The organism is Glutamicibacter sp. NPDC127525 (genome assembly GCF_042672105.1).
GTDB lineage: Bacteria > Actinomycetota > Actinomycetes > Actinomycetales > Micrococcaceae > Glutamicibacter.
Genome location: NZ_JBHXVN010000010.1, coordinates 62,329 through 83,828 on the forward strand (window position 1 = coordinate 62,329; position 21,500 = coordinate 83,828).

Here is a 21,500-nt window from a genome sequence, read left to right on the forward strand (position 1 = left end):
TGGTCGCATCGCTTGTCACCTCTATCGGAGAGTTCCATGAAACTGCCTCGGGCGTTCAAGACTTCAATGGCTGCCGTCCTGTCGGCCGCACTGCTTGCAACAGTGCTTCCGGCAACCCCGGCACTAGCCGCAGCCCCTGCCCCAGCAACTTCAGCGGTACAGGCTCAGGCACTGGCAGTTAATAGCGGACTGCAGATTGCCGCCAAGAAAATCCAGCGCAATCCGAGCAAGGATGACGTCTTCGTCAACAAGAAGTACCCGCTCAGTCCCGTTAAGTACGCACCGAAGACGGTAGCGGTCAAGGGCACCAACGTCCGGCTGAAGTCCTCGGCGGCCAAGGCCTACACCAAGATGGCCAAGGCAGCTGCGAAGGACGGTGTCAAGATCCGGGCTGTCAGCGGTTATCGTTCATACAACCGCCAGGCTGAGCTGTTCAACTACTACACCCGCATCTATGGCAAGAGCTACGCTTCACGCATCTCCGCTGTACCGGGCACCAGCGAGCACCAAACTGGCCTGGCCATTGACGTGGGAAATGCCAACGGCGCTTGCGGTTTGCAGGCCTGCTTCGCCAACACTCCCGTGGGCAAGTGGGTCGGCAAGAACGCACACAAGTACGGCTTCATCATGCGCTACCAGAAGGGCCAGGAATCCGTTACGGGCTACTCCTACGAGCCGTGGCACTTCCGCTACCTGGGTACCTCCTTGGCCAAGAGCGTGAAGAACTCTGGCGCCAAGAGCCTCGAAGCCTACTATGGGGTTTCAGGCAAGAAAGCCAAGAGCACTCCCAAGCAGACCAAGGGCACAGCGCGGACCACCGCGAATCTGAATATGCGCACCGGGGCAGGCGCCGGGAACCGACTATTGCTGACCATCCCGAAAGGCAAGAGCGTCCAACTGACCGGATCCAAGAAGTCCGGTTGGTACCAGGTTCGCTACAGCTCGAAAACCGGTTGGGTATCGGGCAAGTATCTGAAGAACAACTCGATGCCGGCAGCACCGAAGAAGGATTCGAAGAAGAGCTCGCCTGAGAAGAGCACCAGCAATGCCAAGTCTGCCAAGACCACTGCGAACTTGAATATGCGTGCCGGGGCAGGCACCAGCCATCGCGTCGTGCTGACTATTCCGAATGGCAAGAAGGTCGCCATTCGCGGCGCAAAGAAGTCCGGCTGGTACCCGGTGAAGTACGCAGGGAAGAATGGCTGGGTCTCCGGCACCTACCTGAGCAATTTCTCCTCGTCCGGGACTGCACCGAAGACCACCAAGCCCAAGAGCTCAAAGTCCTCGTCCAAGAAGACCATCGCGAACCTGAACATGCGCAGTGGCGCGGGAACAGGCAAGCGTGTCATCCTCACTATTCCCAAAGGAAAGACGGTGACCATCCGCGGCTCGAAGAAGTCCGGCTGGTACCCGGTGAAGTATGCCGGGAAGAACGGCTGGGTCTCCGGCACGTACTTGCGCTAGCTGGTTGGACCACACCAGCGCATCCGCAGATTGAGAGATAGACGATTCATTTTCGAATGAATCGTCTATTTCTCTTTTACCGTTTTCTTGGGCTGCGGTGCAGCAACCACACTTCTAAGTGCGGGCCTCCATCTGTTGTGTCGAACAACGGCAGGTTCACTGATCACTAATTCGCAGGTGGTTTCGCCGCTTCATGGTTCCTCTAGGATCCTGCTTTCTGGCGCGTATTGGATAAGCTGTGAGCGACTCGCCTACACTTCGCACCGCTGGTTTCCAGCACATACATTTGGGGGAAACAGATTGCAGGAGAATACGAATGAGAAGCCGGATCTTGCCAGCCAGCAGGAGGCCGAGCTAGGCATTGCTGATCCAAGTGCTACGCAGTCTGGTCCAGAAGCTGACGAGACCCTTGCCAGCATGCTCAAGGATCAAAATCTGGATGCCGAGCAATTCGCTACCGTTTTCCTCAAGAAAGTTATCCGGCTCAGGGGTGTGAAAATCGACCGCGAGCACTTTCTCACTGCAGAGCTCCACAAGAGGGGCTTGAGCCGCGAGCAGATAGAACGCGCAGTCTCGACCAACCCAGCCGCAGCGGGGATCGGGCCAGAGATCCTTGACGATATTGCTTCCAATTCCATTGATTTCGAAACTCGCAAGTCCACTGCCTTGTCATTTGCCAGTGGATTGCCTGGCGGGCTTTTCATGTTCGGTACGATCCCGGCGGACATCACCCAGTTCTACATCCATGCATTCAGGGTCATGCAGAAGATCGCCTACACCTACGGCTGGCAATCCTTCCTGGACGACGTGGAACACATCGACGATGAAACACTGGGAAAACTCGCCGGTTTCCTCGGCGTGATGATGGGAGTCAGCGGTGCGTCTACCACGGTCGGCCGGTTTGCTTCCCAGGTAGCTGGACCGGCTATCCAGAAGAATCTCGCGAAACAGGCTCTAACCAAAACAGCATGGTACGGTCCGATGAAACAAACGCTGAGGTTGATTGGCGTCAATGTCACCAAGCAAAGCTTCGCCAAGAGTGTCAGCAAGATTGTTCCCGTCGTTGGCGGGGTGGTCTCCGGTGGGCTGACTTTTGTCACGCTCAAGGTGCAGTCCAGTAGGCTCAAGCAGCATCTGCGCGAACTCCCGCCACCGCTGGTTGACGCGGCAGAGTACTTGGCTGCGCTGCATGATTTGGACGCGGCCGAGGCTGAACACGGCCTTTCCACGACACTGACCTCAGCAGGTGCGTCCGCCCTCGGCAAGGCACAAAAAGTGGCGGGTTCCGTGCGCGATAGCAACTTGGTGAAAGGCAGCCTGTCCGGGGCATCAGCTGGCGTATCCAAAGCGAAGAATCTCGGCTCTTCACTGGCCGGTGCCGCTAGCGGACGAATGGCAGGATTGAAGCGCGCCGAACGCCACCGGGCACTACCCGCAGCTACCACCGGCGATCAGCCGGAGACAGACGACTGCTAATCAGGCGAACTCGGATATTCCCCATTAGTTGGAACTTGCCTTCACAGCTTTTGGGGAATATTCCGTTCCCGAAGCACTAGTGCACGACCATATGCGAAGAGTACTCGCGGCATATTTGCTGCGGCTCGCAGAATTAATCGAGCCTGCAGAGATTATCGAATTGGCTACTTCAAGAGCCCGGAGACGCAGGAAACTACGGCCGAGGCCACCTGGCTGATCTCATTTTCTTTTGCGGTGCGCGTGAACGAAAGACGGACAGCAGTATGAGCCAGTTCTTCTTCATAGCCCATCGCAGTTAGTACCGCCGAAGGATCGGTCGAGCCTGCTGCGCAAGCAGAACCTGAAGAGCATAGGACTCCCCTGCGGGCCAATTCAATCAGCACAGTTTCGCCTGCGGTCTTCGGGAAGACGAAAGAGACTATGCCTCCAACGCGATGGTCCCGATCACCTGTCAGCTGGACGCTGCCCGGATGCTTGGCATTGAGCTCCTTGAGGATCCGTTCAACCAAGTACGGGCCAAAGCTTGCGCCCAGTCCTGCTTCGCGCTGTGCGGTCGCTGCCTGCAATGCCACAGCTATGCCGACGGCAGCGGCCGGGTTCTCGGTTCCCGAACGCATTCCGCCCTGCTGCCCGCCCCCGTGCAGCAACGGCACAAAGCGATGCTTAGCGGACAGGTACAGTGCTCCGCTGCCCTTGAGGCTGCCGAGCTTGTGCCCGGAAATGCTCAATGCGTCCACAGCGGCGCACAACGGCTTGAGATCGATCCAGCCGGCGGCCTGCACGGCGTCCGTATGCATGATCGCCCCAGCGTTGCGGGCCAGCTGGGCAACCTGCACAACCGGTTGAATGGTGCCCACTTCATTGTTCACTGCCATCACCGAAACCACGGCAACAGCTGCATCGATCAGATCGCCGGCCGCATCCAGATCGACCAGCCCCGTGGCCGATACCGGGATGATGCGGTGTTCGAATCCGTGGAATTCAACAAGGTACTTGCAGGCTTCCAGTACCGCTGGATGCTCAATGGAACTGGAGACCACCACGCGTCCGCGGGGGTTGGCCAAAGCCGCCCCGATCACGGCAGCATTGGCCCCCTCGGTGCCGCCGGAAGTGAAATAGACTTCCTCAGCTGCCACGCCCAGCTGGCTAGCCACCTGGGTTCTTGCCCAGTCGTTAGCCCGCTTGGCCTGCTGCCCTGCTTCATGCAAAGATGCCGGATTTCCAAAATCTTTGGTCAGCAACGGATTGAGCATGTCGAGAACGTCTTGGCGAGGCGGCGCAGTGGATGCGGCATCCATGTAGATCATGCAATAACCATATCCAGTCCAAGGTCAATCGCTTTCACCGAATGCGTGATGGCCCCCGAGGAAATGACATCAACACCAGCTTCAGCGACAGCCACGACTGTTGCGGCGTTGATATTTCCGCTGGCTTCGACCACCGCTTGCCCGTTGATCAGTTCAATGGCTGCGGGAATGTCCGCCGGATCAAAGTTATCCAGCATGATGATATCCACGCCGGCGGCGAGCACAGCTGGAATCTGCGCAATCGAATCCACTTCAACTTCCATCGATGTCGTGTGCCCCAGCCGCGCACGTACGGATTTCAGGGCCGCCGTAAGCTGCTCCCCGTTATCCAGCAAAGCCAGGTGGTTGTCCTTGGCCATGAAAGCATCCGACAGGTTGTCCCGGTGGTTGACTCCTCCACCGCAGCGCACTGCGTAGCGTTCAAGGACGCGTAGGCCTGGCGTAGTTTTCCGGGTATCGACAATGCGGGCTTTGGTATGCGCAACCAGGCCGACGAGCTCAGCGGTCGCCGTGGCGATGGCACTCATGCGCTGCAGGAGATTGAGCCCCACGCGTTCAGCGGTCAGCAAGCTCGCCGCCGGCCCGGTGACCTTGAGCAAGCTGCCACCGGCGGCAAACGTGTCTCCGTCGGCAATCAGCTGTTCCACCTCCAGCTGCAGATCCACTAGCTGCATTGTCCGGGTGAATACCGCACCTCCGGAGAGTACGCCTGGCTGGCGGGCCTGCACCACAGCAGTCGCTGTCGCACCTTCGGGAACGATGGTCAGCGCGGTGATGTCGCCGCGCGGATTGTCCTCGGCGAGCGCCAGCTCGATGATGCGGTCCATGGCCGCGGTGGGTACCGGATGGGTCGAAGTGTTCACGCGTTCAATTCCTTGCTCAAAAGGTTTTCATTATCCAGCTCGCTTGGGTGCAGAGTCCAGCCGTAGCGCACGCCCTCATCTGACTGGCTGCTGGTGAATTCGGTTGAATCCAAGCGATGGTGCGCACCCAGGCTTTTGGTGCGTGCCGTGGAACCTGCGGCGATGATCCGTGCGGTGATCCACAGGTTGCGCAGTTCCGATTGCTCGCGCGCCGTGGCAGCTACAGGCGCGCTCGTCGCTAGCAGATGAACCATTTCTTCGAGCTGCACGCCGGTACGGTAGACACCAAGTTTGCTGCTGGCTGCCGTTTGCAACTGGTCAAGCTCCAGGGGTGCTTGTGGAGTTGGCGCGCTGATCTCCTGGACCACCAGCCTGCTGATATCGCACCCGGTGTCGGAAGCTTCACCGGCCATGGCGGCAACCGCGTTCCGCGCAAAAACCATGGCCTCCAGCAACGAATTGCTGGCTAGTCGGTTGGCGCCGTGAACTGTCGTGTTGGCGCATTCGCCGGCCGCATAAAGACCGGGGACAGAGGTTCGTCCTGACGTGTCGGTGTAGATCCCGCCCATGAAGTAGTGCTGGGCCGCTACCACCGGAATCAGGTCATGAGCCATGTCCAGGCCGGAGCCGCCCGCGGTGCAACTCGCGAGCTTGGCGGTGATGGACGGGAAACGGCGAGCGAGGAATCCTGCGCCGCGTGTTTCTTCCACGGCCCGCGCATCAAGGTACACCTGGTGCCCGGCTTGGATCTGCTCATGGATGCCTCGGGCCACGACATCACGAGGTGCCAGCTCAGCATCCGGGTGAATTCCAGGCATGAACCGCTGCCCCGCGTCATTGACCAGGATGGCGCCCTCGCCACGGACGGCTTCCGAAACCATCCCGGCTTCGGGATATCGGGCCGGGTCAACCAGTGTCGGGTGGAACTGGACGAATTCGCCATCCGCGATGACGGCACCGGCCCGGGCGGCCAGTCCCAGGCCGTCGGCGGTTGCTCCTCGGGGATTGGTGGTCGCTGAGTACAACTGGCCCAGTCCGCCGGTAGCCAGCAGCACGGCGCTGGACGAGAGCAGCTGCTGTGCATCGTGGCGCAAGTAGTGCACCCCTGAGACTTTTCCGTCCTGCAGCTGCAGTTCGGTGGCAAGCGCATCCTCGATAATACTGAGTTTCTTGGCAGTCTCCAGCTGGCGCACGGCACCAACCAGGGTTTGCACCAGTGAAGCGCCGGTGGCATCCCCGTTGATATGCAGAATCCGGTGCGCGCTGTGCGCGGCTTCAAGGCCAAGCTGGTAGGAACCGTCTGCGTCGCGGTCAAAGACCACTGCATAGGATTCCAAAGCCTGCACTAGCTCGTCGCCTGAGGTACACAGGTGTTCCGCCGGTCCCACGCCGCAGTGGCCCGCGCCAGCTTTGAGCGTATCGGCAACGTGTTTGGACACGGAGTCGCCGTGGGCCATGGATGCTCCGGTAACAGCTGATAGCCCGCCCTGCGCGAGCTCGGAGTTCGAGTCCCCCAGTTTGCCTTTGGTCAGCAATACCGGCTGGATACCCAGCTCTACAGCTTGCAAGGCAGCGCACAGGCCGGCCACACCGGAGCCGACGATCACCAGCTTCTTCGGTTCTAGTTGCCTCTGGCTCATGGCTTGGCAGCTAGCATGCGCTCCAGGGCGATCTTTGCATCCCCCTGCTGTTCCTTCGGCACGGAAATCTGGTTGACCACTCGTCCGGCAACCAGCTGTTCGAGCACCCAGGCAAGGTAGCCCGGGTGGATTCGGTACATCGTGGAGCACGGGCAGATCACCGGGTCCAGGCAGAAGATGTTGTGCTGCGGGTACTGGGCAGCCAAGCGGTTGACCATATTGATTTCGGTGCCGATGGCAAAAGCAGTTGGCTCGGTAGCAGCGGCAATAGCCTTTTGGATGTAGTCGGTAGAGCCTGCTTCATCTGCCGCGTCCACAACTTCCATGGGGCATTCCGGATGCACAATCACGCGCACGCCGGGGAAATCCTCACGCGCCTTGGCGATCTGCGCGGGGTTGAAGCGCTTGTGCACGGAGCAGAAGCCGTGCCACAAAATGACCTTGGCATCGAGCAGGGTGGTGGCTTCGTTCCCGCCTAATTCCTTGCGCGGGGTCCACATCGGCATCTGTTCCAGGGAAATGCCCATCGCCTTAGCGGTGTTGCGTCCAAGGTGCTGGTCCGGGAAGAACAGGACACGGCGTCCACGCTCGAAAGCCCACTGAAGAACAGTTGCAGCGTTGGAGGACGTGCAGACCAGTCCTCCGTTGCGCCCGACAAAGGCCTTGAGCTCTGCAGAGCAGTTCATGTAAGTCACCGGAATGACCGGCATCCGCCCGTCATCGGCTTCCTCCGCATACAGGGCTGTGAGCTCTTCCCAGCACTGTTGCACGCTCGGACCGTCTGCCATGTCCGCCATGGAGCAGCCTGCAGCAAGATTCGGAAGGATCACCGACTGGTCCTCACGGCTGAGAATATCTGCCGTTTCGGCCATGAAGTGCACCCCGCAGAACACGATGGCTTCGGCCTTGTCGCGGGTCAATGCGGCGTTGGCCAGCTGGAAGGAGTCACCTACGAAATCTGCGTACTTCACGACTTCATCGCGCTGGTAGAAGTGCCCGAGGATCACTGCCCTGTCCCCCAGGGTTTCCTTGGCCGCCAAGATGCGGGTATCAAGCTCAGCGTCGCTGGCCTCCAGGTATTCCTCCGGGATCGAACCCTGCACCGGGTAACCCGCTGGAACCGAATCTGCTTGGGAGGCACCTGGCCCGTAGCCTGCGGGGGTGTCCCACGGGTTGGAGGCCAGGTCGGTGGAACAGGTGGAAGCCGGAGCCAGCAGATTGAGCCGAGCGATGTTCTGGGCTACCGAGGCGTTGGCGTTGTCAGTGATTTGGGTGCTCATGGGTTCGTCCGTTTCTTGCAGGATGACGGTGAAAAGTATGGATGGTGCTTGCTAGTCGTGCAGCGGGTCGACTTCCAACGGGTCCGGTCCGTGGCCTACGTAGCGGTATAGCCGTGGTGGCCGGTGCTGTCCGCCAGCTAGGTATTCGTCGGTCTCCTCAATGGATGCCGTGCTCTTGAGCGTTCGGCGGAAGTTCGCAGGGTCCAGACGGCGTCCGAGGATGGCTTCATAGACTCCGCGCAGGGCCGCCAGAGTAAAGCGTTCGCCGAGCAGCCGATGGGCTATCTGCCCGTATTCGGTTTTGTTGCGCAGCCTCCACATGGCGTAGTCCAAGATCTTCCGGTGGTCGAAAGCCATCTGGGCAATCTGCGGATCATCGATATCGAACCAGGCCACGTTGTCGTCTTGGACGGTGGCGCCCACTTGATCTGCGTTCAGCAGCGCAAAGTAGGCGATGGTGACTAGGCGGTGGGTTGGCGAGCGGTCGATATCGCCGAAGGTGTAGAGCTGTTCCAGATAGGTGGGGCGCAGGCCCGTGGTTTCGGCAAGGTTGCGCCCGGCCGCTTGGCCGAGGGATTCGCGCGGATCAACTGGTCCGCCTGGCAGCGCCCACATTCCGGTGTGGGGTTGGCGAATGCGGCGTACCACTGGCAAGCAGAGTTTGTCGTGTCCGCCATCCTTGCCTTCACGGATTCCCAGGATCACAGTGGAAACCGCTAGAGCGGGCGGGAGGTTGCGGCGTTCGTCGACGTTCGCCCAACCCGGTACGGATGACATTTCTTATTTGCCTCGTTTTCAGCACATTCGGATTCGTTAGAGTCATTCTGACATTAACGCTCTTCAGGCGCTAGCCCAGATCACATTTCGAGGGTGAATGGCCTATGATCAATGGCATGACATTGGATCTGAATCTTCGAGTGGTTCGCGCAAACACTGAGGTGAAAAGCCCATCCGTGCTTTTCATCCACGGCTTCGCCTCATCCGGCGAACTGAATTGGGACCGCTCGCGTTGGCTGAAATATTTCACTGATGCAGGACGCGATGTCCTTCTGGTTGATTTGCCCGGCCATGGAGAAGATCCTCGCCGCAATGACGGCAGCTGGGCGCCAAGCCAGATTCGCCAGGCCCTGGCTGCCATCGTGATGGATCTGGATGATGGTCCCGTAGACGTCATCGGCTACTCTTTGGGTTCCCGGCTGGCGTGGGAGTTCGCCGCTTTCAATCCGGATTTGGTGAATCATCTGGTCATCGGGGGTCCAGGAGCCGGTGATCCGCTGGCCGCCTTCGAATTGGGCCAGGCCCGTGCCTACGTCGAGACGGGCGAAAAGATCCATGACGACTACACCGCCGCCATCATGCGGATTGCCGAGGCTGAACCGTCCAATGATCTATCGGCGCTTTTTGAGCTCATAGAAGCAATCAAATCCGAGCCTTACGATCCGGCAGCCAAGGTGCCGTCAGTTCCAACCTTGCTCGTCGCCGGAGACCAGGATGATCTCGCGACCACCATGCCGCATTTGCGTCGCCTCCTGAAGGACGCAGGAACACGCAATGAAGTGCTGTGGCTGTCAGGTCGCAATCACGCCAACGCTGTAACCAGTCGCGAGTTCAAAGAGAGAGCGCTTGAGTTCGTGAGCTTTTAGCTCCGGCCACTCCTTTAATGCAGGCCTCCGCTGCCTTGAGCCTATACAACTATCCGCCCTAAGGCTCGTCCGGGTTTCCAGACGAGCCTTAGCCAGCTCAGCGCCGACTATTGCATTTCCGAACTGGAACCGAACATGGACGTGCTCTTGTTCGCTGCACGTTCCGATCAGCACTGTGGCCCTTATCGGTTAAATGATTCGATGCGTGCAGGCCTAGCGATCTCGAATCTCTTCCCATTCCCTGCCGCTACTTCGGCGAGCACACCTGTGCTAGAGCGGCGTGTACATCAACAAGGTCAAGTCCGTGGCTTCGGTAGGAGTCAGGTTGTGCTGCTCGTAGCAGGTCAGCCCCAATTTAGGATGCCGGAACACCCGTTCACCGGTGCGGAAACCTGCAACGTCGCGTTCATTCCAGATCGCGGCAAATTCCGGGGAGGCCGCCGAGACCCGCGCAACGATGCCGCTCTCCCCCGACGGGCTGAGCCATCCACGCGTTTCGGCACGGAAGCTTCCCACGAAACCGCGGCTTTGCACTTCCCAATCCGGGAGCATCTCACGCAATTGCGCATCGGTGAATACGAGCCACAACAGGTTCCGATCTTCGCTGTCCAATGAAGCCACCCGCGGATACAGCTGTTCATAGGCCTCATTCCAGCCCAGGATGGTCCAGTCGGCGGAGAGCAGGAAGGCCGGGAACTGCAACGCATCGAGCAAACGCTGCAGGGCTGGAGTCATGCCGCCGGTGCCAATCGGGTCAAGCTCACCGTGCCCTGCCAGAGAAAACAGGTACGAGGATTCCACCGGGGTGAGCCGGAACAGCCGTGCCAAGGACTGCAGAACCTGGCGCGAGGGATTGATGTCGCGGGCCTGCTCAAGCCAGGTGTACCAGGTAACGGAAACGCCGGCCAAGGTGGCGACCTCTTCGCGGCGCAGGCCGCGCACGCGGCTGCGTCCGATCTCCGGCAATCCATGGGAAGCCCTGTCAGCCCGGGCCCGGCGGTCCTTGAGGAACGCGGCGAGTTCTTCGCGACGTCTTTGACTTGGAGTCACGGGGTAAACCTCATTGCATGGTAGTAGTACTACTAGTATCGTCACCGTCTGGGTTTGAGGGCAAATATATGGTGAGATTTTAGGTATGACCACACTTCGTTCACACACTGTCACCCATGGCCGCAATATGGCCGGCGCTCGCGCACTGTTCCGCGCAGCCGGCGTGAACGGCGCTGACCTCGGGCGCAAGCCGATTATCGCTGTCTCCAACAGCTTCACTGAATTCGTTCCAGGGCACACCCATCTGCAGCCGGTAGGCCGCATTGTCTCCGACGCCATCACTGCCGCCGGTGGCATCCCCCGCGAATTCAACACCATTGCCGTGGACGACGGCATCGCCATGGGCCACGGAGGCATGCTCTACTCGCTGCCATCGCGCGACCTCATTGCCGACTCCGTGGAATACATGGTCAATGCCCACTGTGCCGACGCGCTGATCTGCATCTCGAACTGCGACAAGATCACCCCGGGCATGCTGATGGCCGCATTGCGCCTGAACATCCCTACGGTCTTCGTCTCTGGTGGTCCGATGGAAGCCGGCCGCGCCACCCTGGTAGATGGCACCGTGCGCACCTTGGACCTGGTGGATGCCATCTCCGAGGCCGTGAACGAGAACGTATCGGATGCAGACCTGCTGCGCATCGAAGAGTCGGCCTGCCCGACCTGCGGCTCCTGCTCGGGCATGTTCACCGCCAACTCGATGAACTGCCTGACCGAGGCCATGGGCTTGTCCCTGCCGGGCAACGGCTCCACCTTGGCTACCCACACGGCCCGCAAGGACCTGTATGAAAACGCCGGCAAGCTGGTAGTCGATATCGCCAACCGCTACTACGGCGAAGACGACGAGACGGTCCTGCCACGCAGCATCGCCACCAAGAAGGCCTTCGGCAACGCCATGGCACTGGATATCGCCATGGGCGGTTCCACCAACACCATCTTGCACCTGCTGGCCGCCGCCCGCGAGGCCGGCGTGGAATTCGGCCTCGATGAGATCGATGAAGTGTCCCGCCGTGTCCCGTGCCTGGCCAAGGTTGCACCCAACGCTGCCGGCAACGGCACCATCTACTACATGGAAGATGTCCACCGTGCCGGTGGCATCCCCGCAATCCTCGGCGAGCTGCGCCGCGGCGGCCTGCTGGATGAAACCGTGCACACGGTTCACTCGGCAACCCTGGGCGAATGGCTCGATGACTGGGATATCCGCAGCGGCAAGGCCAAGGAGGAATCCTTCGACCTGTGGCACGCGGCCCCGGGCGGCGTGCGCTCCTCCACCGCCTTCTCGCAGTCCGAGCGGTGGGCGGCGCTGGACACCGATGATGCAGAAGGCTGCATCCACTCGGTTGAGAATGCCTACTCCAAGGACGGCGGCCTGGCCGTACTGCGCGGCAATATCGCCGTGGACGGTGCAGTGGTCAAGACCGCTGGCGTTGACCCTTCGATCTGGACCTTCTCCGGCCCGGCAGTGGTCTGCGAATCGCAGGATGAAGCCGTGGAGAAGATCCTGAACAAGCAGGTGAAGGAAGGCGACGTAGTGGTCATCCGCTACGAAGGTCCCAAGGGCGGGCCGGGCATGCAGGAAATGCTCTACCCCACCTCGTTCCTCAAGGGCCGCGGCCTGGGCAAGGCCTGCGCACTGATCACCGATGGCCGCTTCTCTGGTGGCACCTCGGGCCTGTCCATCGGGCACGTCTCCCCCGAGGCCGCTTCCGGTGGCATGATCGCCCTGGTGGAAGATGGCGATACCATCTCCATCGATATCCCGACCCGCGAGCTGACCCTGAACGTCTCTGACGAGGTCTTGGCACAACGCCGCGAGCGCTTGATCGCTACCACCGGCTACCGCCCGAAGAGCCGCGAGCGCGTGGTCTCCCCTGCGTTGCGGGCCTACGCCGCCATGGCGTTGTCCGCTGACAAGGGTGCGGTCCGCGACGTGGATCGCGTAGAGCGGGCCATGCGCGAAGCCGATGAGCGTGAAGCCGCAGCCCAAAGCGCGGCCCAAATCTAGCCAGAAGGCTTGACCATGGCAACAGGCCCGGACCACTTATGCGAATAAGCGGACCGGGCCTGTTCTGTTTCCAAGGCACTAGCCCCGAAGCAGCAGGGATTGTTCCCCGCACGCCGAATGCCGGCCCTGCCTCAAAAGGCAAGGCCGGCATCCAGCTGGCGCGCGGACTATGGGTTCCGGCGACGGTACCGAAGCAGGATCAATGCTCCGGCGATAATCACCATCCCTGCAGCCCCTGCCAGCCACAACGAGCCCTGGTCAAGGCCGGTTGCCGCAAGCGGTGCTGGCGGGGCAGGTGGTGCTGCCGGCGCTGGCGGCGCTGGCGGAGCCGGAGGAACCGGTGGTGCCGGTGGCGCTGCCTGCGGAGCCTCGGAGCAAACTTCCACGTCCGCCGAATCCGAATTGTTCCCATCCTCGCCGGACTTCTCCGGTATCGAGGCCGTATTCGTCATCGTCTGGCACGTGCCGGCTACGCCGTCCAAGACCAGTTCGTACGTGAACTTCTTGCTCTGCTCTTCGGCCTTGACCGTGCCCAGTTCCCGCGGCTGGCCGGGATTGGTGTAGTCATCGAAGACCGTCACCATTTCATCGGTGGCCGTTGCCGCCTCGAATTCCAGCGGAGCCTTGGCACTGACCGTGCGGGTTGTCCCTTCCACGTCGGTCCAGCTGGCGTTCACCGTGTTCTCGTGGCCGGTGTAGTCGGCCTCGGCAACAGGTGTTTCGAAGGTGCAGCTGTACTTCACGGTGCGGGTTTCCCCGGCCGCAAGCTCCAGCTTCCCCTCCGCCAATCCTTCGATGGAGCAGGTGGCCCCGTCGATGGATAGCTTGTCTTCCAGGAGCACTTGCGTGTCCTTGAAGTCATTCGGATTGGCCACGGTGATCTCACCGGTGACGGTGAAGTCCTGGTCTTCGTAATCCTCCAGCATCGCCTGGACCGTGTACTTGGCCGTGGCCTGCCCGTCCGGGTCAACCTCGAACTTCGTTTCCTTCGCGTCCTTGCGGGTCGACCAGTCGTAGTCCCTGACGTACTGGGCGTCGGCGCTCTTGGCGATCATCAGGCCCTGCTCGATGCACAGTTGCAGGTCCACCGAGGATTCGTCCTTGCCGTTGCCGTCGGTACTCTCATGGACTGCCGCGGTATTGGTGTATACCGTGCAGGTTCCCGCTTCGGGTTCCAGCACCTGTTCGTATTCGAACTGCATGGGAGCTTGCGGGACGTGGACTTCTCCGAGCACCTTCGGTTCGGCGCCAGGATCCATCATGTCGTCGGTGACTCTCACCGATTCGTCCGTGACTGCGTCGATCGTGAAGCCGATCGGTGCCTCGGCACGCACTTCGCGGTCATCGAAGGTGGCAATCACCGTATTGACTGCTCCTTCGAAGGCATCGGTGGTGAGCCAGCTAGCGAGGTCGCATTCATACCGGGCCCCCAAGTTCTCCCCGGCATCGAGCACGACCTGCAATCCAGCGGCCGCTTCATCGGCATCTTCCAGATCGATCCGGCAGCTGGTGCCAGCGGTATCGATCCGGTCTTCCAAGGTGGCGGTGATGGAACCGAAATCATTCGGGTTCTGCACCATCACTTCACCGGCCAGCCGCAAGTTCTGCTCAACGGCTGCGGTGTTGCGAGCCTGAACCCAGTAGTGCGCGGTGAAGGTTCCATCCCCGTTCGCGGTGAGCTTGCTCTGGTCGATCCGCTTTTCTACCTCCCATTCGTAATCCAGGTCCACCAGTCCCTGCGCGGTCTTCTGCAGGCCCAGGGCCTTCTGTCCGCAGAGGGTGACGGTGGTCGAATCATCGGCCCCGGTCTGCTGGATCACCGCGGTGTTGGTGAACTCGGTGCAGGTGCCGGCCTGGGCCTGGTGGCGCAGGGTGTAGTCGAAGTCGACCGGGGTGCCTTCGGCATTCCAGATCGCTTCGCCCAGCACTACCGGCGACTCGGGGTTGGTCTTGTCATCGATGACGGTGACCTGCTGATCGGTTTCAGCATCCAGCAGGTAGTCCACCGGTGCGGTTGACGTGGCCACCGAACCCTCGCCCCAGGTTGCGGTAACCGTGTTGCTGCCGTGCAGCTGGCCGGGGGTACCCGAGCAGCTGTAGGGCAGCTGCACTGTGGCTCCGGTTCCGTCGCTGCCCACCGGGACCGCGACTTGCAGGCCCCCGGTTTGCGGATCGGCGTCCTCGGCGTCGATGGTGCACGTGACCCCTTCGATGCTGATCTCATCGGTGATGGTGGCTACCGTCGAGGCCGATTCGAAGTGGTTCGGATTCACCAGGATGATCATGCCGTTCACTTCATGGCCGGAATCCTCCGATCCGTCCGGGATGGCCGAAACGGTGTAGGAGAAGTCGGCGGTGCCGTCCTCGGCGACGACGGCTTCGGTGCGGTCTACCTTCTTCTCAAGATCCCAAAGGTAGGTCCGATCGAAGCTGGCTTCGGCATCCTTGGCAATCATCAGGTCGAGCAAGCCGCAGAGCTGCACGGTCGCCTCATCCCTCGGATCCTCCCCTGCCTGGATATCGACCCAGGCGGTGTTCGTGTAGCTCATGCATTCACCGGCGGGAGCATCATGTTCCAGCTGGTACTCGATGAGCACCGGCGAATCATCAATGTCCACGGTGCGCATCAGCACCGGCTTCTGTGGATTCGACTGGTCATCCCAGATCTCGACCTGCCGATCGATGCGGGAATCAATGGCGAATTCGATTGGCACCTGCGTGCTCGATGCCCGGTCATCGCCCCAGCTGACCGTGGCGGTGTTGGTGCCGCCGCTGTAGGAGCCGGGATCGACTCCCGCGGATACATCGCAGCTGTAGCCGACGGTGATTGTTCCGTTGGCCGGGATGCCCACCAGCGATTCAGAGGTGGTGCAGGTGACCGCGTCCAGATCGACAACGTCCTGGATCGTGGCGTCGATGCCCGTGTACTGGTTCGGGTTGGTGATGGTGATCTGGCCTTCCAGCACCCATCCCGAATCCTCGTACCCGGTGTTCTCTACCTTGACCACGTAGTCCACCGGTTCGCTGGCCGCCCCGTTGGTGGTGATCTCCTGGTCCTGGCCTTCGGCCAAGGACTTGTCGATCTGCCATTGGTAGGTGCGGTCGTACGCGGCTTCGACGGTCTTGCTGATCTCCAAGGCCGCCTCGCGGCAGGCTTCGGCGAGCGCATTGTCCGTCGCGGTGAAGCCGTTATCGCCGGTGAGTGTGGCGACGTTCTCGAATACCTGGCAGGTGCCTGCCTGATCCACGGTCCACGTCACCGAGTAGTCCCGGCTTTGCGGCCCATCGGCCACATCCACTGTCCACGCCGGATCGAACTCGTGGGCGCTGTCCGTGATGGTGACCGTGTCGTTCAGCGGCGTCTGGTTCCAATCCTGTTCCGAGATCCCCACGGTGTCCGAGTCCTGGCTATTGGCCGTGCTCAGCGCCTGGGCGTCCCAGTCCACGGTGGCGGTGTTGCTGCCTTCGTAGTCCGGCTGGGATGCGAAGGTGCACGAGTAGGCCATCACCCATTGGGCCCCTGCGGGGATCACCGTCTGGAAGCCGGCTTGCTCGGCGGACATGTCCGCCACCGCTTCGCCCTGCACCCCGGTGATCGTGCAGGCCACGTCCCCGCCGACATCGGCGAAGTCCTGCACCGTGACCGGCGCGTCCTGCCAGTCGTTCGGGTTGGCCAGCGTGATTTCTCCGCTCATCGCCCAATTGCCGTCCTCGTGGCCTTCGGGGGTCACGGTGATCCGGTAGTTCGCCGTGGCCTCGCCGGTACTCGGGTTGGCTGCCAGCGGTTGCCCGGAGAGCAGCTCCTTGTCCAGCGACCACAGGTAGGAGCGGTCGAAGGAGGTCACGACGTTCTTGGCGATATCCAGATCTGCTCCGGCGCACACCGTGGTGCTGGCCGAAGCCGTGTTCTCCTCGCCCTCGCCGGTGGCCTCATCGAGCACCGCGGTGTTGGTGTACTCGGTGCAGGTTCCGGCCACGCCCTGCAGTTCCAGGTCGTATTCGAAGGCCTTCGGCGATTCACCGGCCATGGCGGTGCCCAGCACCACTTCCTGGCCTTCAACGGTCTGGTCATCGGTGATGGCGACTTCGCCGTCGGTCAGCAGGGCCTGCTCGAACCCGAAATCGACGTCCGTTTCAGCCTGGCGTTCCTGGCCCCAGGCCACGGTTGCGGTGTTCGTGTACTGGGCGGTGATGTCGGTGTCCGCCGGGACCTGGCAGTTGTAGCCCAGGGTGGTGCTTTCCCCGTCACCGAGCACGAGCTGGAAACCGCCGGCGGTTTCATCCGCATCGGTGCCCTCGATGGTGCAGCTGGCCGACGGGATGGAGAGCACATCGGTGACCGTGGCCGCCAGGTCCCCGACTTGCGTGTTCGGGTTGCTGATGGTGATGGTTCCGGACACCTGCTTCGCGCTGTCCTGCGCTTCGCCGGCGGTGGCCACTACCGTGTAGTGCGCGGTGACCGTGCCGTTGCCGGCGACCGTGAATTCGCTGCGGTCCACCTGCTTGTGAAGCGACCAGTCGTAGTCGCGTGCGTAGCTGGCGTCCACGTCCTTGGTGATAACCAGATTCTTCTGGTCGCAGATGCCCACGTCCTGCGAGTCCTCGATGTCCTCGCCGGCCAGATCCACCCACGCGGTATTCGTGAAGACCAGGCATTCATCGCGCGGCACTTCGTAGGTGATCTCGTAGCTGAAGCTCTGCGGGGCGTCGGCGTAATGGACCGTGCCCAGCAGTACCGGGTCCCCGGAAGGATCAGCCTGGTCATCCCAGACGCCAACTGATTCATCGGTGCTCTCATCCAGGGTGAAGTCGATGGGTACCGGCTGGCTCTCAGCCTCCATCCCATCACCCCAGGTGACCACCGCCGTGTTGGTGTTGCCGGTGTAATCGCCCTCCGCCACGGCCGATGCATCGCAGTTGTAGTCCACGGTGATCGAGCCGATGCGCGGCACCACCTGCTGCATGCCTTCCATCCCCGGATTCGAGTCCTCGGCCACGATGGTGCAGGCGGCCGAGAGGGTATTCTCGTCGCTGATCGTCACTTCGAGGTCTTCGAATTCGTTGGGATTGGCCACGGTAATGGATCCGGAAAGCTGCTGCCCGGAATCCTCGTAGCCGGTGTTGTCCACCAGCACCGTGTAGTGAACGGTAGCGGTTCCGTCTTCTTCGACGACGGCATTTGGCCGCTGGCCCTCGGCCAGCTGCTTGTCGATGCTCCACAAGTAGGTGCGGTCATAGGAGGCCGTCACGTCCTTGGTGACGGTCAGCCCTGCCTGGCGGCACGCTTCGACTTGGGCGTCATCGCTCTTGACCAGCTGGTTGCTGCCGGTGATCGTGGCGGTGTTCATGAAGCTCTGGCACGTGCCGGCCTCGTCCACGGTCCAGGTGTATTCATAGGTCCGAGTCTGCGGGCCATCGGAGTAATTGATGGTCCAGGCCGGATCGAACTCATGCAGCGGGTCGGTCACGGTCACCGTCTGGTTCAGTGGTGTCTGCGTCCAGTCGCCTGCATCCACCGGTACAACTTCGGTGGCGCTGCCCGAAGCGGTGGAGGCCGCGCTGGAGGACCACGTCACTTCGGCGGTGTTGCTGCCCTCGTAGTTCGGCTGCGATCCGAAGGTGCAGCTGTAGCTGAAGGTCAGCGTTTGGGAGGCATCCAGTGTTGCCTGGAAGCCCGGTGCGGCCGGATCGGCGTCCATCGTGTCCGGTTCGCCGGCAATGCCGACCACCTGGCAGGTTGCGTCCCCGCCCACATCGACCTGGTCGGTGACGGTCACGTCAATGGCTTGCCAGTCATTGGGGTTGGATACCGTGATGGTTCCGCTCATGGCCCAGTCGCTGTCCGAATAGCTTTCGGGAGTGACAGTGACGGAGTATTGCGCGGTGAATTCGCCGGTTTCCGGATCCGCGGTGAATGGCTGCTCGCCTACTGCGTCCTTGGCGATGCTCCAGTCGTAGCTGCGGTTGAAACTGGACACGACCAGTTTCTCGATGGCCAGATCCTGGCCGATGCAGATTTCCACGGTGGCATTGTCGGTCGGCGTTTCGCCGTCGTCTGCGGCGAGGCTGGCGATGTTCTGGTAGTCGGTGCATTCTCCGAGCACGCCGTCCCACTCGATGGTGTACGCGAAGGACTTCGGGCTTTCCCCGGCTGTAACGGTGTTACCGCCGGCGATGCCCGAAAGGTCGATTTCACTATCGGTGACGGTGACTTCCTCGTCGGTCACCGTTGGCGAGACGGACGCGAAATCGTAGCCGGCCGAGGCGCTGGCTTGTCCATCGGTGCCATAGTAGGCCTCCGGGTCCCAGGTTGCGCTGACCGTGTTGGTGCCGGCGCTGGAGGCACTGGTTCCCTCGGGCAGGTCACATTCATAGGTGAAGGAATTCTCGCCGGGCTGGATGGTCACCGGATTGGCGATCGGCGAACCGCCAGCGGAGATGACGCAATTGGCTCCATCAAGCTGGTCGGCCAGGGTGATCCCGGACATCGCCGTGTCATTCGGGTTCATCACGGTAATGGTGCCGGAGAGCTGGAAGTTGCTGTCCTGGGCCTCGCTGGCGGTGGCGACCACGTTGTAGTCGACGTCCACTCCGGTGGCCGTGGCCTTCACTGTGGCTTGCTGGCCCTGGGCCAGCGACTTGTCCAGATCCCAGTCGTAGTCGCGGTCATAGGATGCCTGCACATCCTTGTGGACCGTGAGCTCGTCGTAGGTGGTCTTCGTATTGGTGAAGGTACAGGTGACTTCATCGTTGTCGCCCAGCTCGAAGGTGATGGCCGAACCGCTGCGGATGGCGGCGGCGCCGGTGCAGGCGATCGAGGAAAGATTCCAGCCAGCTGGCAGGTCTACTTCAGTAATGGTTACCGTAGATGGCGCCACGGTGTAGGTAACGCGATCTGGCAGGCTCGCACCGGTATCGGAATCGGCGCTGTCATCGAGGTTGAATGCCGTCGAGTCGCCGAAGCGGTCCTCGGCGAGGGTGAAGTCGAAATCCGTGCCGTCGGCAGGAACCGCGTCCTTGATGACGGTTACGGAACCGGCTTGGACCGCACCGGCCTGGATCTGGTTGTCGCGTTGTCCAATGGACTTGCAGTTCAACGACGAGATCAGGACGTGGTACGGCGAACCGTTGATTGAGGAAGCACCGGTGCCCGGGCCGTGATCCAGCTCCGAGGCGATATGCGCATCGAAGTAGAGGGTGACGCTTGACTCGTCGCCTTCTTCTCCGTCGACCATCAATGTGATGAAGACGGTGTCGACGCGGTCGTTCCCGGCGCCTTCATCGACAGTCCAGCCGGTGATGTTCGCGCCGTCCACTGTCTCGTTGAGCAAATAGTCATAGGCCCATTTGCCGGCCTGCTTGACCTGGTATTTGATGACCAGCTCGTTTTCGCCTGCGGGCAATGTCATTTCCAAGCGCTGGTGAACCACACCGCCCTCATAGAGCCCGTCGTGGACATTGCCGTTGGCGAAGGCGGGCATCTCATCGGACTTCTGCATGAAGGTGTCGACCGAGCCGTCTCCTTCGTTGTACTCGCAAATCCGCGGAGCACCTGACTCAAGGGCAGCGGCCGTGATCGGCTCGCGGGCCGCTGTCGAGGACCCGGTAGAATCTTCCGATTCCGAAACTTCGGCCTTCGGCTGCGCAAGTTCCGGTGAAGCCTTGTCCACTGGCTTATTCTCTGTCTTGGGCGCAGCTGATTCCACAGGTTGCGCTTCGGGTGCCGGCTGCGTGGTTTCCACAGCTTTTGGCTTTTCTGGCTTCTGAGTTGCCGGTGCCGGTGCAGGGGCGGACTCAGGTTCGGCCGCTGCTTCTTCCTCTGGCGCCGAGGTCTTGGCGCTGTCTACTGCTTCAGCAGCTGGCTGTTCTTCCCCCGTGTCAGCCGTGGACGATTCGTCGGCTTCGGCCTTGGTTTCCTCCGCCGAGCCGGTGGCCAGGACCGATTCAGAGTTCTCCGGTTCAGTCCCCTGCTGTTTGGCCTCGACTTCTTCCCCAACAGAAGTTTCGGCAGCAACTGCCATGCCCGGAATGGTCATGACAAAGCACAAGGAAATCGACGAAATTATCGCCAAGCATCCTTTTAATAATCTGTTTAAAGCTGTTTTACGGCGCAAATTTGGCACAAGAGTGCCACGCCTTTGATGCCTAGACATTTCTCCCCCATACAAGAATGTCCTGAGTGGATCGCGCGGCGTGCAGGAGCGATCCACCCGAAAAAGAGCGAGCTATAGTAAGGCTTTGACCTCAGATAATGAAAGCCTGGCCCATGATTCAGCCACCCCATGTGGCTCAACTGCTCAGGATAAGTTCCCCAATGCATCTAAAGATGCGAAATGAATGCGAGTGTTTCAATTCGTCTTTAAATCCCCCAATTCAAGACAACGATATGCCGACATCCTACGCCGGCATTCGGCTTTGTGCCAGCAAATGGAAGGAAATAAATTTGGCTGAAAATGAAGCGATCGGTGCACTTCTTTGCCCATGGATTAAACGTGCTTGTCACCTGCCAAATTCACGATTCAGGCCCTAGCGGACAGCAATGAAGGTCGATGCTCTGCGACAGCGGCTTTGGCACCCCCGCTCGCCCGCGGCACCCGAAAGGCTTGGCAGAAACCGGCCTGGAACAATCCTGCCGACCCCGGGGCCAGTACAGAAGCAATGGCACTGCGCCTCGGGAGCTCCACATCCACCGAAGAGCTCCGCGGCATCGAGCCCCGGAGACTGCCCCGCTTCACCCCGGGACGTCGAGAAGATTCACTACGACCTTCAACT

The 21,500-nt window shown here is 60.9% G+C and carries 11 protein-coding genes; 4 read left to right on the forward strand and 7 right to left on the reverse strand.

The window, feature by feature from the left end:
• Positions 1-36: 36 nt before the first annotated feature.
• Positions 37-1,464, forward strand: a complete 1,428-nt coding sequence (locus ACFVHU_RS17705) for a D-alanyl-D-alanine carboxypeptidase family protein (RefSeq protein WP_133834716.1) — start codon at positions 37-39, stop codon at positions 1,462-1,464.
• Between the two features lie 300 nt (positions 1,465-1,764).
• A complete protein-coding gene (locus ACFVHU_RS17710; protein WP_133834717.1) occupies positions 1,765-2,940 on the forward strand; it encodes a hypothetical protein in 1,176 nt (391 codons plus the stop codon).
• Positions 2,941-3,104: 164 nt separating this feature from the next.
• Here ACFVHU_RS17710 and ACFVHU_RS17715 read toward each other — a convergent pair whose 3' ends face one another.
• The 5 genes from ACFVHU_RS17715 to ACFVHU_RS17735 are packed head-to-tail and all read right to left on the reverse strand — an operon-like array spanning position 3,105 to position 8,807.
• Entirely contained in the window at positions 3,105-4,247 is a 1,143-nt protein-coding gene (locus ACFVHU_RS17715) for a cysteine desulfurase family protein (protein ID WP_133834718.1), read from the reverse strand.
• Complete coding sequence (gene nadC, locus ACFVHU_RS17720; protein WP_208294287.1) at positions 4,244-5,110, reverse strand: carboxylating nicotinate-nucleotide diphosphorylase; 867 nt, start codon at positions 5,108-5,110, stop codon at positions 4,244-4,246. Before nadC ends, ACFVHU_RS17715 begins: the two co-directional genes overlap by 4 nt.
• Positions 5,107-6,750, reverse strand: a complete 1,644-nt coding sequence (locus ACFVHU_RS17725; RefSeq protein ID WP_133834719.1) for an L-aspartate oxidase — start codon at positions 6,748-6,750, stop codon at positions 5,107-5,109. Before ACFVHU_RS17725 ends, nadC begins: the two co-directional genes overlap by 4 nt.
• A complete protein-coding gene (nadA, locus tag ACFVHU_RS17730) occupies positions 6,747-8,030 on the reverse strand; it encodes a quinolinate synthase NadA (protein ID WP_133834720.1) in 1,284 nt (427 codons plus the stop codon). Before nadA ends, ACFVHU_RS17725 begins: the two co-directional genes overlap by 4 nt.
• Positions 8,031-8,081: 51 nt before the next feature.
• Positions 8,082-8,807, reverse strand: coding sequence for an NUDIX domain-containing protein (locus ACFVHU_RS17735; protein ID WP_133834721.1), 726 nt, complete (start codon positions 8,805-8,807; stop codon positions 8,082-8,084).
• Positions 8,808-8,923: 116 nt separating this feature from the next.
• On the opposite strand from ACFVHU_RS17735, the gene ACFVHU_RS17740 reads away from it, so the two are divergent.
• Entirely contained in the window at positions 8,924-9,673 is a 750-nt protein-coding gene (locus ACFVHU_RS17740; protein WP_166650848.1) for an alpha/beta fold hydrolase, read from the forward strand.
• Between the two features lie 270 nt (positions 9,674-9,943).
• Here the strand turns inward: ACFVHU_RS17740 and ACFVHU_RS17745 are convergent, their stop codons facing one another.
• Positions 9,944-10,723 (reverse strand): helix-turn-helix transcriptional regulator, encoded by a 780-nt coding sequence (locus ACFVHU_RS17745; RefSeq protein WP_133834723.1) that lies wholly within the window; start codon positions 10,721-10,723, stop codon positions 9,944-9,946.
• A gap of 85 nt (positions 10,724-10,808) precedes the next feature.
• Between ACFVHU_RS17745 and ilvD the strand changes: the two genes are divergently transcribed.
• Positions 10,809-12,728, forward strand: coding sequence for a dihydroxy-acid dehydratase (gene ilvD / locus ACFVHU_RS17750; protein WP_105661080.1), 1,920 nt, complete (start codon positions 10,809-10,811; stop codon positions 12,726-12,728).
• 167 nt (positions 12,729-12,895) lie between these two features.
• Here ilvD and ACFVHU_RS17755 read toward each other — a convergent pair whose 3' ends face one another.
• A complete protein-coding gene (locus tag ACFVHU_RS17755) occupies positions 12,896-20,800 on the reverse strand; it encodes an LPXTG cell wall anchor domain-containing protein (protein ID WP_388025800.1) in 7,905 nt (2,634 codons plus the stop codon).
• Positions 20,801-21,500 lie beyond the last annotated feature (700 nt).

What these genes read in the sequence shown, in the direction of transcription:
- ACFVHU_RS17705 (WP_133834716.1), top strand. Translation starts at nt 37, where the DNA reads ATGAAACTGCCTCGGGCGTTCAAGACTTCAATGGCTGCCGTCCTGTCG.
- ACFVHU_RS17715 (WP_133834718.1), bottom strand. Translation starts at nt 4,247, where the DNA reads ATGATCTACATGGATGCCGCATCCACTGCGCCGCCTCGCCAAGACGTT.
- ACFVHU_RS17725 (WP_133834719.1), bottom strand. Translation starts at nt 6,750, where the DNA reads ATGAGCCAGAGGCAACTAGAACCGAAGAAGCTGGTGATCGTCGGCTCC.
- nadA (WP_133834720.1), bottom strand. Translation starts at nt 8,030, where the DNA reads ATGAGCACCCAAATCACTGACAACGCCAACGCCTCGGTAGCCCAGAAC.
- ACFVHU_RS17735 (WP_133834721.1), bottom strand. Translation starts at nt 8,807, where the DNA reads ATGTCATCCGTACCGGGTTGGGCGAACGTCGACGAACGCCGCAACCTC.
- ACFVHU_RS17740 (WP_166650848.1), top strand. Translation starts at nt 8,924, where the DNA reads ATGACATTGGATCTGAATCTTCGAGTGGTTCGCGCAAACACTGAGGTG.
- ilvD (WP_105661080.1), top strand. Translation starts at nt 10,809, where the DNA reads ATGACCACACTTCGTTCACACACTGTCACCCATGGCCGCAATATGGCC.